General features: G+C 38.6%; 15 protein-coding genes, 1 tRNA gene and 1 pseudogene. 4 read left to right on the top strand and 13 right to left on the bottom strand.

Going from position 1 to position 14297, the window contains the following annotated elements:
* Positions 1-11 precede the first annotated feature (11 nt).
* From CDOM16188_RS05070 to CDOM16188_RS05080, 3 genes are all read left to right on the top strand, one after another.
* Complete coding sequence (locus CDOM16188_RS05070) at positions 12-719, top strand: YebC/PmpR family DNA-binding transcriptional regulator (protein ID WP_172199815.1); 708 nt, start codon at positions 12-14, stop codon at positions 717-719.
* A gap of 9 nt (positions 720-728) precedes the next feature.
* Entirely contained in the window at positions 729-1223 is a 495-nt protein-coding gene (locus CDOM16188_RS05075; RefSeq protein WP_172199817.1) for a peptidylprolyl isomerase, read from the top strand.
* A gap of 135 nt (positions 1224-1358) precedes the next feature.
* A complete protein-coding gene (locus CDOM16188_RS05080) occupies positions 1359-2684 on the top strand; it encodes a cation:dicarboxylase symporter family transporter (RefSeq protein WP_172199819.1) in 1326 nt (441 codons plus the stop codon).
* A gap of 67 nt (positions 2685-2751) precedes the next feature.
* Here CDOM16188_RS05080 and CDOM16188_RS05085 read toward each other — a convergent pair whose 3' ends face one another.
* Positions 2752-4041: a dicarboxylate/amino acid:cation symporter gene (locus CDOM16188_RS05085; RefSeq protein ID WP_172199821.1), complete on the bottom strand. Its 1290-nt coding sequence runs from the start codon at positions 4039-4041 to the stop codon at positions 2752-2754.
* A 426-nt stretch (positions 4042-4467) separates the two neighbouring features.
* Between CDOM16188_RS05085 and pepT the strand changes: the two genes are divergently transcribed.
* Entirely contained in the window at positions 4468-5700 is a 1233-nt protein-coding gene (pepT, locus tag CDOM16188_RS05090) for a peptidase T (RefSeq protein ID WP_172199823.1), read from the top strand.
* Positions 5701-5745: 45 nt separating this feature from the next.
* On the opposite strand, the gene CDOM16188_RS11275 is transcribed toward pepT, so the two are convergent.
* From CDOM16188_RS11275 to CDOM16188_RS05145, 12 genes and pseudogenes are all read right to left on the bottom strand, one after another.
* Positions 5746-5955: a LysE family transporter gene (locus tag CDOM16188_RS11275; protein WP_253908133.1), complete on the bottom strand. Its 210-nt coding sequence runs from the start codon at positions 5953-5955 to the stop codon at positions 5746-5748.
* On the bottom strand, positions 5952-6197 hold the full coding sequence (locus tag CDOM16188_RS11280; RefSeq protein WP_253908134.1) for a LysE/ArgO family amino acid transporter: 246 nt from the start codon (positions 6195-6197) through the stop codon (positions 5952-5954). The genes CDOM16188_RS11275 and CDOM16188_RS11280 overlap by 4 nt, the downstream gene beginning before the upstream one ends.
* Before the next feature lie 259 nt (positions 6198-6456).
* A complete protein-coding gene (gene dcuC, locus CDOM16188_RS05100) occupies positions 6457-7746 on the bottom strand; it encodes a C4-dicarboxylate transporter DcuC (protein WP_172199826.1) in 1290 nt (429 codons plus the stop codon).
* Between the two features lie 89 nt (positions 7747-7835).
* A complete protein-coding gene (pepE, locus tag CDOM16188_RS05105) occupies positions 7836-8540 on the bottom strand; it encodes a dipeptidase PepE (protein WP_172199829.1) in 705 nt (234 codons plus the stop codon).
* Positions 8541-8980: 440 nt separating this feature from the next.
* The gene (hutX, locus tag CDOM16188_RS05110; RefSeq protein WP_172199831.1) at positions 8981-9469 is read right to left on the bottom strand and encodes a heme utilization cystosolic carrier protein HutX; all 489 of its coding nucleotides are present in this window, start codon (positions 9467-9469) and stop codon (positions 8981-8983) included.
* Between the two features lie 371 nt (positions 9470-9840).
* Positions 9841-9931 (bottom strand) — tRNA-Ser (locus CDOM16188_RS05115).
* 147 nt (positions 9932-10078) lie between these two features.
* Positions 10079-10322: pseudogene (locus tag CDOM16188_RS05120) on the bottom strand (helix-hairpin-helix domain-containing protein).
* On the bottom strand, positions 10309-11010 hold the full coding sequence (gene pyrF / locus CDOM16188_RS05125) for an orotidine-5'-phosphate decarboxylase (protein ID WP_172199833.1): 702 nt from the start codon (positions 11008-11010) through the stop codon (positions 10309-10311). The pseudogene CDOM16188_RS05120 and the gene pyrF overlap by 14 nt, the downstream one beginning before the upstream one ends.
* Positions 11007-11402 carry a transcription antitermination factor NusB gene (gene nusB, locus CDOM16188_RS05130; protein WP_172199835.1) on the bottom strand — a complete coding sequence of 132 codons (396 nt, stop codon included), beginning with the start codon at positions 11400-11402 and terminating at the stop codon, positions 11007-11009. The genes pyrF and nusB overlap by 4 nt, the downstream gene beginning before the upstream one ends.
* 1 nt (position 11403) lies before the next feature.
* Positions 11404-11874 (bottom strand): 6,7-dimethyl-8-ribityllumazine synthase, encoded by a 471-nt coding sequence (gene ribH, locus CDOM16188_RS05135; protein WP_169940120.1) that lies wholly within the window; start codon positions 11872-11874, stop codon positions 11404-11406.
* Positions 11875-11924: 50 nt separating this feature from the next.
* Positions 11925-13061 carry a DUF262 domain-containing protein gene (locus CDOM16188_RS05140; protein ID WP_172199837.1) on the bottom strand — a complete coding sequence of 379 codons (1137 nt, stop codon included), beginning with the start codon at positions 13059-13061 and terminating at the stop codon, positions 11925-11927.
* The gene (locus CDOM16188_RS05145) at positions 13058-14293 is read right to left on the bottom strand and encodes an adenine-specific methyltransferase EcoRI family protein (RefSeq protein WP_172199839.1); all 1236 of its coding nucleotides are present in this window, start codon (positions 14291-14293) and stop codon (positions 13058-13060) included. The genes CDOM16188_RS05140 and CDOM16188_RS05145 overlap by 4 nt, the downstream gene beginning before the upstream one ends.
* Positions 14294-14297: the final 4 nt, after the last annotated feature.

The raw sequence follows: 14297 nt of genomic DNA on the forward strand, positions 1-14297 counted from the left end.
AAGGAAAATTTATGGGAAGAGCATTTGAATACCGAAGAGCGGCCAAAGAGGCTCGCTGGGACAAGATGAGTAAGGTATTTCCAAAACTGGCCAAGGCTATAACGGTAGCCGCTAAAGAGGGCGGAACGGATCCTGATATGAATCCTAAGCTTCGCGCAGCGATAGCAGCCGCAAAGAGCGAAAATATGCCAAAAGACAACATCGACGCGGCGATAAAAAGAGCAAACGGCAAAGATAGCGCCGATATCAAGACTATATTTTACGACGGAAAAGCCGCTCACGGAGTGCAAATAATCGTAGAATGCGCCACTGATAATCCTACCAGAACCGTAGCAAACGTCAAGGCGATATTTAGCAAAAACGGCGGAGAGGTGCTTCCAAGCGGAAGCTTAAGCTTTATGTTTACCAGAAAGAGCGTCTTTGAGCTCAATATGCCTCAAATCGAGCCTGACGAAATTGAGCTAGAACTAATTGATTTCGGACTTACCGAGCTTGAAAGCGAAGGCGATACGCTTTACATATACGGAGATTATACAAGCTTTGGCACGCTTCACGAGGGTATAGAAAAGCTTGGGCTTGAGAGCAAAAAGGCAAGCTTGCAATACATAGCAAATTCGCCGATAAGCTTAAGTGAAGAAGAGATGCAAGAGGTAGAAAAGCTTCTTGACAAGCTTGAAGACGATGATGACGTGCAAGCTGTTTATACAAATATAGAATAAAGGAAAAAAATGAGAAATGACGAGTTAAAAATTTACGAGATCGATCAAGACGAGTTGGCAAAATTTAAATTTGCCGTTATCCATACCGAAAAAGGCGATATAAAACTTGAGCTTTTTGGCGAAGAAACGCCTCAAACGGTTATGAATTTCGCTACTTTGGCAAACGACGGATTTTATGACGGGCTAAATTTCCACCGCGTTATACCGAATTTCGTTATCCAAGGCGGCTGTCCTTACGGAACAGGCACCGGCGGTCCCGGTTGGAGGATAAAATGCGAATGCAGAGGTCAAAAGAGCAAGCATAAACGCGGAAGCCTATCTATGGCGCACGCGGGTCCTGATACGGGAGGGAGCCAGTTTTTCGTATGTCATAGCGCACAACCTCATCTTGACGGAGTTCATACGGTTTTTGGGCAAGCGATAGACGAAGACAGTCTAAAGGTACTTGACAGCGTAAGAGGCGGCGACAAGATCGAATCTATCGAGATAAAAGAGAGTTTATAATACTTATTTAAAGGGAGATTTTCTCCCTCTTTCTACTACTTTAAAATTTTATAATTTTTAAAATTTAATTTTATTTTTAATATTGTTTCTGATAAAATAACCGCTTTGAAAGTATTTAAGAAAAAAGGAGGTTTCTTGTCAGAAGCTCATCTAATTAAACCAAAATCTAAAAGCAAATTCACAAAAATCGTTACTAGTCTTGCCTTTTGGGTGGTTTTGGGCATAGCTGCAGGTATAGCAGTAGGTATGGCTTTGCCTGATATAGGCGTAGCGAGCAAGCCGGGAATTGATTGGTTTATAAAGGCTTTAAAAGCACTAATAGGACCGATTATTTTTCTTACTATAGTTTCAGGCATAATCGGGCTTGAAAGCATGAAAGAACTTGGAAGTATAGGACTTAAAGGCTTTATATATTTTGAGATAGTAAGCACAATCGCGCTTGCGGTGGGAATTTTATTTGGAGAGGTTTTAAAGCCTGGTCACAACATGCATCTTGACTACACTACGCTAGATCCGGGAAGTGTCGAAAAATACACTCACATAGATAAAGATGTGGGCTCAGTTTGGGCCATCTTAAAAAGTGCCGTTCCAAGCGATCCTATCACCCCGTTTCTTACTTCAAACACCCTTCAAGTGCTATTTATGGCGATAGTTACGGCAGTGATCATATCGTTTTTAAAGCACGAACATAAAAAGAAAATTTTAAAGCCGCTTGAGGTAGTTCAACATTGGGTCTTAAAGCTGCTTACGATTTTAATGCTATTTAGCCCGGTGGCTGCATTTTCCGCTATGGCGTTTCTGATAGGAAAATTCGGCATAGACTCTTTGCTTGGTATGCTTGAATTGCTTTTTGTAATGGCTGCAGCAAGCTTATTTTTTATATTCGGCGTTCTTGGGCTGATATGCTATCTCGTAAAGGTTAATATCTTTAAATTTATGCGCTTTATAGCCAAAGAGGTTTTAGTGGTATTTGCCACAAGCTCTAGCGAAACAGCTCTTGCTCCTCTTATGCAAAAGCTAGAAGCAGCAGGAATTCATCGCGGAGCCGTGGGTCTTATCATACCTACTGGATATTCGTTTAATCTTGACTGCACCAACATATATCTAAGCTTAAGCGTAATCTTCTTGGCTCAAGCGTTTGGAATTCCGCTTAGCATAGAGCATCTCATACAAATTTTAATCATCCTTATGGTTACCAGCAAGGGCGCAGTGGGAGTAACGGGCTCCGGTTTTATCGTGCTTGCAGGCACCCTAGCCGCTCTTCCAAGCGCAGGAATTCCCGTAGTTACAGTAGCGGTATTGTTAGGGGTTGATAAATTTATGTCTGAAATGCGTGCAGTGGGAAATCTTTGCGGAAATGCCGTAGGATGCTTAATAATCTCAATATGGGATAAAAAAGTGGATATGGAAAAATTTAATTACGCTCTTAATCATCCCGAAGAGTTTAATTTTCATGCGTAAATTTATATCAAAGAAAGTTTATTACTAAAAATTCAAAGAGAGTTTTTGCTCTCTTTGAATTTTAATTCTACTCCCAAAGCTTTTCATCAAGCTCTTTTTCACTTTTTGCGACAAATATCGCTCCCATCATATCGCCAACGACGTTCATAGATGTTCTTCCCATGTCAAGCACGGCATCAATTCCCAAAATCATACCGTAGGCTATAGCTATAACGCTTCCGGCTTCTACTTTTAACCCGACAGACTCAAGAACCATAAGAAGCATTATGGCTCCGGCACCCGGCACTCCGGCCGTTCCTATGGAAGCGAGAACCGCCGTGATAACTACGGTTAGTTGTTGAGAGAAATCAAGCGGCATACCCACGACATTAGCTACAAATATCGCACAAACGCCAAGATAGATAGTCGTTCCGTCCATATTTATGGTTGCGCCCACGGGCAAAGTAAATCCATACACACCTCTTGGCACACCCATATCCTTTTCAGCCGTCTCCATAGAAATAGGCAAAGTAGCACCTGACGATCTGGTAACAAACGCAGTAATCATCGGCGGGCGGACTTTGGATAAAAATTTAATAGGGCTAAGCCTAATAAAAACACAAATGACACAATAAACAAGCAAAATTTGTAAAATTAGTCCGACATAAACACTTACCGTAACATTTATAAGCGGTCCAAACGCCTCAGCTCCGCTCTTTGAAAATACGATAAAAATAAGAGCAAAAACGCCTATAGGAGCGTATTGCATAACCCAATGAACCACTTTAAACATTATGCTATTCATGCCCTCAAAAAACGAAAATACGATTTTAGCCGAATTTCTAACCTGCTCATTTTCACTATCAAGACTAAACGCAAGCGCGATCCCGAAAAACAGACAAAAACATATAGTAGGCAAAACCTCTCCCTTGGCTATAGCCTCAAAAGGGTTTGTCGGAATGATATTTAGCAAGATATCTATAAGTCCCGGAGCTTTAGCCTCTTTACCTGCGCTTGCTACGTTTGTAGCTAGCTCTAGACCTACACCCGGCTGAAGGATGGAACCAACGGCAAGTCCTATGACAATAGCACAAAGCGAAGTAAACATATAAAAAGCAATGATTTTTACGCCTACCTTGCCAAGATGAGAAGGAGATATCGAGCTGGCTCCAACGATCAGCGTACAGACTATGACAGGCAAAACTATCATCTTAAGCAGCCTAATAAACAGATCTCCAAATGGCTTTAATATCTCTATCGCACCGCCTGCGTTTTGAAAAATCATACCAAATATCGCACCTAAAACAAGTCCGATAAGAATACGTAAAAGCAAATTGCTTTTAAAATAAAAGTCTAAAATACCTTTTTTATCAGGCATACCCTCTCCTTATTTTCATTTAATCAAATTTTATTGTATCTTTGTTTTCTTTAAAATCGTAAAAAAGACAAATGTGACATAAATAAATTTAAAAATTTATAGCGATTTCGTATCAAAGCGTTACATGAAGCATTAAATTTAAGCCTAAATTTATATAACCTTACTACTCTACTTAGAGAATTTTCCGCCTAAAATTTGCTGACTAAATTTGAATTTAGTCCCTAAAATACTATCTTTTCTCTTAAATTTATTACAGTTAAAATATAAAAACTCCTTAAAAACTTGATAATAAGCATTAAATTTTACAAAATCTTCATAGTCATAAACGCCTATTTTAAGGTTTGGCTATAAAATTTACTAAATACTTTTTTAATTTTTATTGCACTATAATTTTATGATCAAATTACCAATTCTAGGAGGCTTAATATGGATATAGTAGATAGGTTTTTACGATACACCAAGATCAATACTACGACAAATAGAGAAGCGGGTGCCGCCGGCATCATGCCTTCAAATCCCGTAGAAATGGAGCTTGCAAAGCTTCTTGAAAGCGAGCTAAAAGAGCTTGGATTAAGCAATATCAAAAGACGAGAAAATTCGATAACAACTGCGATTTTGCCTTCAAATTCAAGTAAAAAAATTCCTTCGGTTGCGTTTTTTGCTCACCTTGACACAAGCGCGGAGCAAACAAACGACACAAAAGCTCAAATAGTAACCTACAAAGGCGGAGATATAACGCTAAACAAAGAGTTAAACATCGTTATGAAAGAGAGCGAATTCCCTGAGCTTAAAAACTATGTAGATGACGATATAATCGTAACGGACGGAACAAGCCTGCTTGGAGCCGACGATAAAGCGGCGATCGCAAGCATAATGAATGCAGTAAAATATTTCGTAGATAACCCAAGTGTAGAGCATGGTGATATCATAGTAGGATTTTTACCAGATGAAGAGCAAGGCTTAAGAGGCGCAAAAGCGCTTGTAGCAAGCGAGATAAATGCCGATTTTGGCTACTGTTTAGACTGCTGCGGTATAGGCGAATTTATCTATGAAAACTGGAATGCAGGAGACGCTATAGTAACATTTACTGGACAATCGGCTCACCCGATGAACGCTAAAGGCAAGCTTATAAACTCGCTTTTAATGGCGCATAAATTTATATCCATGCTGCCTGGCGGCGAAGCTCCCGAATACACCGAAAATCGCGAAGGATACTACTGGGTAAAAGAGCTGAGCGGAAACAGCGCAAAGACTATCTTAAAGCTTGATATAAGAGAATTTAACGAGAAGAAATACGAAGAGCGTATGCAATTTTTACAGGATTTAACCGACACATGCGCTAAATTATGGGGCGAAAACAGAGTAACAATAAAGCTTGCCGACAGATACAAAAACGTCTTTAACTACCTAAAAGACGGCGAAAATAGCCTGCCTATACAAGCTGCGAAAGAGGCTTACAAAAATTTAGGAATAGAGCCTAAAGTCATACCTATGAGAGGCGGCTATGACGGAGCGGTAATCTCAGAAAAAGGCATTCCTTGTCCGAATTTATTTACCGGAGCTCATAATTTCCACTCGATTTACGAATATCTACCTGTAAAATCATTGCGCGCTTCAAGCGACGTGGTTAAAGAGATAATCAAAATTTTAGCCAAATAATTTACAAATTCCCGCTATAAATTTGCGGGAATTTCTTCTTTAAATTTAAGCAAAAATCAACTTAGCGGCTAGAAGTAGCATGATAATACCTACTACGATTTCTAAAATTTTCCACGCTACGGCTTTTTGAAATATAGGAGCAAGAAGCCTTGAAGCATATCCCAAAGAAAAGAAAAACACAAAAGAAGCACTCATGGCTCCAAAGCCAAAAACATAAGCATCGGCACCAAATTTAGTAGAAACCGACCCTATCAAGATGACCGTATCAAGATGACCGTATCAAGATAGACGTGAGGATTTAGCCAAGTAAAGGCAAGCGTCAAAAGAGCTGTTTTAGCCAAAGATGGCGTGGCAAGTTCTTTTGGGGTTAGCGCATGGTTCATAGTGTAAGCCGCACTCAAGCTCTTTATCGCGTAAAACAGTAAAAATGCCGCTCCGCCGTATCTGGCTATGTATTTAAGATATCTAAATTGATATACTATATACCCATCCTGCAAAGATCAAAACAGCATCCGAAACGGTGCAAATGATACAGAGACTAAAAACACGTATTGCTTTTAAATGCTTTGATTTAGCACAAAAGCGTTTTGAGTTTTGGTAGCCAAAACCAGCGACAATCCTATACCAAATCCCGATATAAAAGCGTCCATAAATAAATTCCTTAAAATTTCTTGTACGTATTGATGTGTGAATTTGATTAGAGTGAGAAATTAAAAATTTGTAAAGCAAAGGTCGCAAGATGCGACCTTTTGAATACTAAATCATAAAAAACGCTATTATACAAACAGCTACGGCCATAGCAGGAGCCGTTCTTTTTGCAATCTCAACAGGACTTACCATGGCAAGACCGGCACAAACTATAGCAGCACCGGCTATAGGAGATGACGAGCGACCAAGAGCGCCTGCGATAGCAGCAGCCATACCTAGTTTGGTTTGCTCAAATCCAAGATCTTGCGCATGCACTGTTATAGCGCCGTTAAACGCCATAGTAGCAGCATCTCCCGATCCTGTAACTACCGCCATAAGATAAGGTATGAACGTTCCGCCCAGTCTTACGAACTCTTCTGAGTGTTTTAAAACCTCGGTTATAGCATCTATCGCCCCGCAAGCTCTAAGACCTGCGACGAAAACGCCCGCAGCTATGATGATACCGATAACTTCGGCATATGCGCTTCCCATACCCTTGAAGAACTCGGTTGTGATCTTTTCAGGGCTTGTCCAAGTAACAAATACCGCCAAAATTGCACCAAGAAGCATCGCCTCGGCAACACCCATCTTAGTCCATGTTAAAAATGAAATTTTATGCAGATCGGTTCCGCCGATGATCAAGATGACAAGCGGCACTAAAGGCATAAGAGCGTATAGCAAATTTACTTTGATAGGCTCTGCGGCTGCACCGTCGTTAGCTTTATGTGAAAAATCTTGACCCTTTTGGTAGTCTTTAAAGAGCAGTGCGGTTATGCTTAATATAACCAAAACCACTATAAATGCCGCCATTGCATTTGGAAACTGAACCTTGATAACATCAGGAATAGTTACCTTAGCCATCTCTGAAACGTATGCGTTGTGAGCCGAACCGGGACTTAAAACACCGCCGAAAGTTCCCGCAAATACCGCGGCTCCCGCCATCGCAGGACGAACGCCTGAGGCCATAAGAAGAGGTATCATCGTGGCACCGACCGCAGCAGAACAACCGGCCGCAGAAGGGATGGCAATATTAACGAAAAACGTTATAACAAAAGTAATAGGAACAAGCAAAAAGCCTATGTTTTTCATAGGTTTTGTAAGTAACACTACAAGATGCTGATCGCACTTAGTAACCTTCATAACGTAAGCAAAACCCATACTGGCACAAATAGCTTTAATGAGTCCAGCCGAAGTCATCGACTTGGTAAATTGTGCAAGCGCGTCAAGCGGTGTCAAACAAATAACACAAAGAGTAAGACCTACACCGATCAAAACGGTTTTAGTCTCTCGCTTTTTAATAAGCAGATAAACAACTGCAACTAGACCTAAAACGGCGCATATTAGCTTAAAAGTAGCCATATTCAACCTTTCTTGTAAATTTTGTCTTTTTGTATTTATCTATTGTTTGATTATATTCACCATAAATTTAAATAAAAATTAAAATCTATTTAAAATGTAAAACTATTTCCCACTGCGATACTTTCTGTATCTTTTTTATACATCATCTTTAAAACAGCATCATTTCCCATAACGGTTGCACTATTACCAGCTATCTTAAGCGCAACACCTTCAGGAAGAGCATATATGGTGCTTTGCTGATTTACGATCAAAAATTCCTCCAATCTCTCTTCTCTGCTTTCACCGTTATGTCCCGCGATTTTGCCGCTTATGAAGTGAGGATTTATCTGATGAGGGAACAAATTTAGTGCGTCAAATAGCTTTGGCATGATGATAGGCATATCATTTGTTGTCATTATCGTGCTTCCCGCCACATTTGCGCCTGCAGACCAGCCAAAGTAAGGCACGCCGGATTCAACTCTTTCTCTTATCGCATCAACTAGGTCAAATTTATAAAGATAGTGAAGTAAAACAAAAGTATTTCCTCCGCCTATAGATATTACTTTAGCGTCTTTTACGGCTTGTTTTAAGTCGCTAAATTTGTGGATTGATTTTACTTTTTTGTTTTGTAAGCAGTCTTGAACCTTTAGCTCATACTCATCGTTTGTGCGACGAACGCCTGCATAAGGGATAAAAAGTATCTCCTCATCAGCTACTCCGCACTCTTGCAAAAACTCATTTATCCAAGGTCTGCAGTGATTTAAGTATCCTGTATCCTTGTAACTTGAACTGCTTAAAAGCAAAGCTTTTTTCATGACATTCTCCTATATATAAATATGATTGGCATTCTTAGACATAATAAATAACTTATAAATTTAAAAAAATATTAAAAATAATTTTTAAAAATTTATTTTATAAAACAATATATAAACAGTGCTTAAAAAGGGGTTAAAAGCTCTAAAGCTGGTAAATATTTGTTTAATAAATTTAAGCTTAAATCACTACATGGCTATTTGCACAAAGCTTTCATGGATAAATAATATATCGGTAGGCTATTTTTGTATTAAAAAATAGCCTTATGGCTTAAGTATAAATTTTAATTGTGCATAAACGTTTTAGCACGATGAATAAAATTTAAATTTATTGAGAATATCGCCTTAAATTTGACCTATTTAAAAGAGTAAGGATGAGTATGTGGCGGTAAATTTTAACCAAATTATTACCGCCAATACAGAAAAAAAGAGAAATTTAAAGTCTAAAATTTTGCTTTTAAATCCTCAAAAGCCCTCTCCTGGCACTCCAAAAGATTTCTTTTTTCATCTCTTGCGATATAAAGCTTGAAGATATTTTCTCCGTTTTTATCGTAAAATTGAACCGATTTTGAGAGCATACCCATAAATGTTTGAGTCACGAAAAATATCTTATCTATATCGCTTGCTTTTAAATGTCCGCCGAAATTTGACTCTTTCATACTAAAATTATAATATCCCTGAGCGTGCTGCCCGCTTGGAATTTTTGTTTTGAACTCTATTATGAAAGAAGGTGTGTTTTTAACAAACAAAACCTCTCCCCAGCCGCCTATCTCGCCGATAATTTCATCAAATTTATCTCCGCCGGCGACTTTGCAAAACTCACAAGGCAAATTCAAAAGCACTTCCATCTCTTTAAGCTCAAGCTCTTTGCCGATTTCGCCCAATGAAATTTTTGGATTTTTCTCGATTAGAGATTTTACTTTTTCTTTCATTTTAATCCTTTGTAAATAAAATTTTCCAAAAATTATAGCATATTATTTTAATTTAGATAATAATTATCAACCTTTTAAAAAGTAAAAATTCGAAATTTTAAACTGAGGTAATTTTAGCTTTATTTTTTAAAAACTAAATACGTTTTATTTTGTGTTCTTAAAGATAAAAGCTACTCCGGTTGAACTTGCAAATTTATTAGGTCATTCATCTACAAAAATGATTTACGATGTCTATGTAAATTACCTTAATCAAAACTTAGATGACTTTAACCGAGATATAAGCATTTATGTTTAATTTTGCCGGCGGGGGTCGGCAGAGCGATTTTTCATTTTTTAAAAAGTGCTTTGAAATGCCGTAGTTTAGGGCTTCGTGGCGGACAGAGAGGGATTTGAACCCTCGAAGCCCGATTAAGACTTGCACCCTTAGCAGGGGTGTGGTTTCAGCCGCTCACCCATCTGTCCATGTGAATAAAAAGAGTTATTTTACTTATTTATCTTTATAAAACACTTAAAATTTGACAAATACGCCAATTTAAAAACGTTTAAATTTTAAACTCAAGCTAAAATTTACAACAAATCCAAAAGTCTAAAACCAAACAATAAAACCGCTCAATCCTTCCAAAGCCACCATTTAAGCTTGCTCTTATCAGGATTTGGCGTATTTGCGTAGTAACATATCATAACGATAAACATAAAGTATACACCTGTCGCTTCCTCGTCCAAGTGCTTTAGTGCGCTCATACATATCCTCTGCATTTGCGCCCTTTAGTGAAGCGATGTCGGTATACCCAAGTGCTATAAGATCAGCCTCGGTAGCAGCTCCAACATAAGGAATATCCTTAAACCGACTCACGAGGTATCTCTATCTCGGCAAGAATTCTTTCACAAATTTCGCGAGGATTGTCATCTTCATAAATTGGTCTTCCAACAACTATAAAGTCGCTATTTTCTTGCTTTGCAACTTCAAGATCGGCAACTCTATTTTGATCGTTTACCTCTTCGTTAAACGGACGAATTCCCGGCGTTAACGTCAGAAAAAATCGCGATGTTGCGTCTTTTATCATATTGCTTTCAAAAACAGAGCAAACCATACCGTCAAGCCCAGCCTCATAAGCACTCACGCAAAATTTGAGCACAAAATCTTTAATGCTGTCATTATAAACAATCCTAAACGAATTATCGCTAAAGCTTGTAAGTGCGGACACAGCTAAAACTATCGGACGAGTTTTAAGTGCATTTAAGCGGTTCATGACCTCACTCATCGCCCTTTTTCCTGCACTTGCGTGCACGTTTATCATGTCAACGGGCAAGCTTGCTATCACTTCTGCGGCATCGGCCATCGTGTTTGGTATATCATGCAGCTTAAGATCTAAGAAAATTTTAAAATCATCAATCTTTTTTATATCGTCAATTATCTTAGCTCCGTCTCTTAAATAGCTTCTAAGTCCTACTTTAAGCCATACATCAAGCCCCTTTAGCTCTCTAGCCAAAGCTAAATTTTGCTCCATCGTCGCCATATCAAGCGCTACGCAAAGTTTCATATATCACTCCTTACCGCATCAAGCACACCGTTTATGAATTTTGGCGCAGAGTCGCTACCAAGCTCTTTGGCAAGCTCTATCGCCTCGTTTATCACGACCGCTTTATCAGTGTCCGTAAATTTCATCTCGTAAGCTCCGAGTCGAAGTATCGCTCTTTCTACAACGCCGATTTCGTGGATTTTATACTCTTTTAAGTGGAAATTAAGCAACTCATCAAGAGCGGTTAAATTTCCATTGACGCCGTCATAAAGCGAAGTCGTGAAATTTCTTTGCTCATTTCTTATCTTTTTTTCTTCTAAAAATTCATCCTTAAATTCACTCATCTCGCTACCCATCTCCTGAGCGTAAAGCAGCGATATTACGGCTTGTCTAACCTGATGACGAGTTGCCATTTTAAACCTTTATATTTTTATATAAATTTAAAAGCTCTATCGCGCCGCTCATCGCTTCAAAGCCTTTATTTCCGGCTTTACTGCCCGCTCGCTCAATGGCCTGCTCGATACTATCTACCGTTAGCACGCCAAATGTTACGGGCTTGCCGTATTTAAGAGTTACGTTTGCTATGCCTTTTGTGGTTTCAGCCGAAACATAGTCAAAATGAGGGGTTGAGCCTCTAATAACCGCTCCAACGCAGCATATCGCGTCCCATTTGCCGCTTTCAAGAGCTTTTTCAAGAGCCATAGGGATTTCAAATGCTCCCGGAACTAAAATAAGGCTTAAATTTTTCTCATCTCCACCATGTCGCAAAAACGCATCTCTAGCGCCTTCGACAAGCCTATCGGTGATGATGTGGTTAAACCTCGCGTTGATAATTGCGATTTTTTCTTTTCCGCTTAGTTTTAAATTTCCTTCGATTATGTTCATAGTTTTCCTTCGTTAAAATTTATAGCGATTTTAGCGAAAGTTTCATAAATTTACCTATTGCCCTTTTTTCTATTGCACTCGCCGCAAAGCATTTGACAGTTTTCTCGCACAGTTTTACCGCCTTTGCTCCATGCTACTATGTGATCGGCATCCATCTGTTCAATCTCAAAAAATTGCTTGCAATATGGACAAATCCCTTCTTGCTTTTCATATGCTTCACGCTTTATCTCATCATCAAAAACACGCAAATTTAAAAATTTCTCATCGTTGCTTAAAACATACTCATAAATTCCGCTTTTTTTGCCGACTTCACTATCTTTCATCAGCTTTGAAATTCTCTCCTCCAGCTCCTTTGCATCAAGCGAGTTATCTTTGAATTTATTATACAAAAAGCCCCATTCAAGCCCTTTCATCTCCTTTCGATATCTGCTAAATTTCGCCTCTACCCAGTCGATTACGCCACTAAAATAAAACCACAGCTCATCGGCATTTTTGACACCTGTCTGCTTTTGATGAGCCATATATTTTTCTATATTCGCCTCATCTTTCGAGCCCACTTTCCACATTATAGCTCGCTCCAAGATATCCTGCCTTAAGGGTTCTCCTTTGAGATAGTCTTTGCCTTTTTGCATCGCTAAGCAGTTACGTTTACTAAATTTTACTTTCGCATCGCTAAGCCACTCACACGTAAAAACCGCATTTCTTAGCTCTTGATCTGTTAGCTTTTCACCCGCTATATTTATGGTTTTAAACCACTCAAGCTTCTCGCTGTCGCTTCCTTCGCAGATATAGATCATAAGTTCATAGTCTAAAAACCGCTCTTTTTTATCAGTAGGCATAGTGTGAAATCCCGTTACACTACTTGCCCACTGTGCTTTAAAAGCCATTTTATCAAGGCTAAAATCTCCATTTACAAAATCACAAATACTTATCGTGCGCTGCTGTCCGTCAAGTACTTCATAATCATTTTCGCCGTTTTTCACCCAATACATTGTATTTAGCGGAAATCCCCAAAGGCAGGTATTTATCACCGCGTCTCGCTGCTTATCTTTATAGACAAATTCTCTTTGGTATTTCGGTCGTATGTTTAAAGCTCCGCCGTAGCCGCTTACCTGTCCGTTTTCTTCGTCTCTTACATAATCTTTTACTAGTTCTCTTATGGTGATTTGCTTTAGCTCTATTTTCATATCTTGCCCCTTGGGATTTTGTTTTTGATTAAAATTCTTGCGTAAATACTTGAATACAATTCTCCTGTCTCACAATCTTTAAACGCCGGTTTTTTATCTAATTGCGGATCAAATTTACGATAAAGCGTGCCTTTTGCATTGAATGTAAATTTACCGGTAGGAAGTCCATTTTTATCCAAAATTTCCATTTTTTTATTGCAAGAAAAATCTATCGAGCCGATAATTCCGAGTGCAATTATGTTAAACTGACTTGGATTATATTTATCCAAAAATGTTATCGGCACACCAATTGCACCCTTATAATCAAGCGGAATTTCAATCGTTTTATCCACATTTATAGCATCGTAGTTGTCGTATTTTGGATATTTTTGAGGATCGTAATCGTAAATCGTCTCTAAAATTTCATTTCGTTTTTTATGCTGTAAATTTGTGAACCATCTAACACCTTTAACTCTCACAAATTTTTGCTCTACCATAACACCGTTTTTCTCAACTTTTTCTATTCCACAAGTTGCAGCATTAAGCGGATAACTATCAGGTACATTAAATTTTCTATCTCCGCTTGTAATAGAAATTCCTAGCCAGATTTGATTATCTTTAACTAATCTAAAAATTTCTTTGTAAGTCAAAGCGTTCATATTTCCGATTATCAAAAATTTCTTATTATACTCAACAAGTTGTGCAACATATTCGCGAAAGAGTGAAAACGGCGGATTTGTTACAACGATGTCGGCTTTCTTTAAAAGCTCCATGCACTCAAGCGAGCGAAAATCTCCTGCAGGATAATTTTTATCATGATTTAATAAATTTGGCTTTAAACGAGCGATAAATTCATCAATTTTATCGCCGTCTCTTAGCTCTTTGCCGTTTTCATCTACACCTTTATAGATTAAATAGCACGATTTTTCGGCGCAACGAGAGAGAGAGAGAGAGAGAGAACAGGCTTCGCCGTCAAACAATCCTGGTTTGTTTAAGGCGGAGAATTCTTCTCCGCTTGCGTTTTTATAGCATGTCGTAATCAGCTCTTTAAGCCCCAAAAGATAGAAATTATAAGCAAAATATTTGAAAAAATTTGACTGCTTCGGATCATCACAGTTGCAAAGTACGACTTTATCCTTAAAATGCTCTTTATAATGCTTTAATTCGTTTTGTATATCGTTAAACTGCGTGTAAAATTCATCATTCTTTCCGCTTTTTGCCCTGTGCAAATTTGCATTTTTACTTTTTGCCATTTTA

It is taken from the genome of Campylobacter sp. RM16188, from assembly GCF_012978795.1.
Lineage (GTDB): Bacteria > Campylobacterota > Campylobacteria > Campylobacterales > Campylobacteraceae > Campylobacter_A > Campylobacter_A canis.

Coding starts and splice junctions, on each gene's coding strand:
- hutX (WP_172199831.1), bottom strand. CDS start 9,469: ATGAAAGAAAAAGTAAAATCTCTAATCGAGAAAAATCCAAAAATTTCA.
- pepT (WP_172199823.1), top strand. CDS start 4,468: ATGGATATAGTAGATAGGTTTTTACGATACACCAAGATCAATACTACG.
- nusB (WP_172199835.1), bottom strand. CDS start 11,402: ATGGCAACTCGTCATCAGGTTAGACAAGCCGTAATATCGCTGCTTTAC.
- CDOM16188_RS05145 (WP_172199839.1), bottom strand. CDS start 14,293: ATGGCAAAAAGTAAAAATGCAAATTTGCACAGGGCAAAAAGCGGAAAG.
- dcuC (WP_172199826.1), bottom strand. CDS start 7,746: ATGGCTACTTTTAAGCTAATATGCGCCGTTTTAGGTCTAGTTGCAGTT.
- CDOM16188_RS05075 (WP_172199817.1), top strand. CDS start 729: ATGAGAAATGACGAGTTAAAAATTTACGAGATCGATCAAGACGAGTTG.
- CDOM16188_RS05085 (WP_172199821.1), bottom strand. CDS start 4,041: ATGCCTGATAAAAAAGGTATTTTAGACTTTTATTTTAAAAGCAATTTG.
- pyrF (WP_172199833.1), bottom strand. CDS start 11,010: ATGAAACTTTGCGTAGCGCTTGATATGGCGACGATGGAGCAAAATTTA.
- pepE (WP_172199829.1), bottom strand. CDS start 8,540: ATGAAAAAAGCTTTGCTTTTAAGCAGTTCAAGTTACAAGGATACAGGA.
- CDOM16188_RS05070 (WP_172199815.1), top strand. CDS start 12: ATGGGAAGAGCATTTGAATACCGAAGAGCGGCCAAAGAGGCTCGCTGG.
- ribH (WP_169940120.1), bottom strand. CDS start 11,874: ATGAACATAATCGAAGGAAATTTAAAACTAAGCGGAAAAGAAAAAATC.
- CDOM16188_RS05140 (WP_172199837.1), bottom strand. CDS start 13,061: ATGAAAATAGAGCTAAAGCAAATCACCATAAGAGAACTAGTAAAAGAT.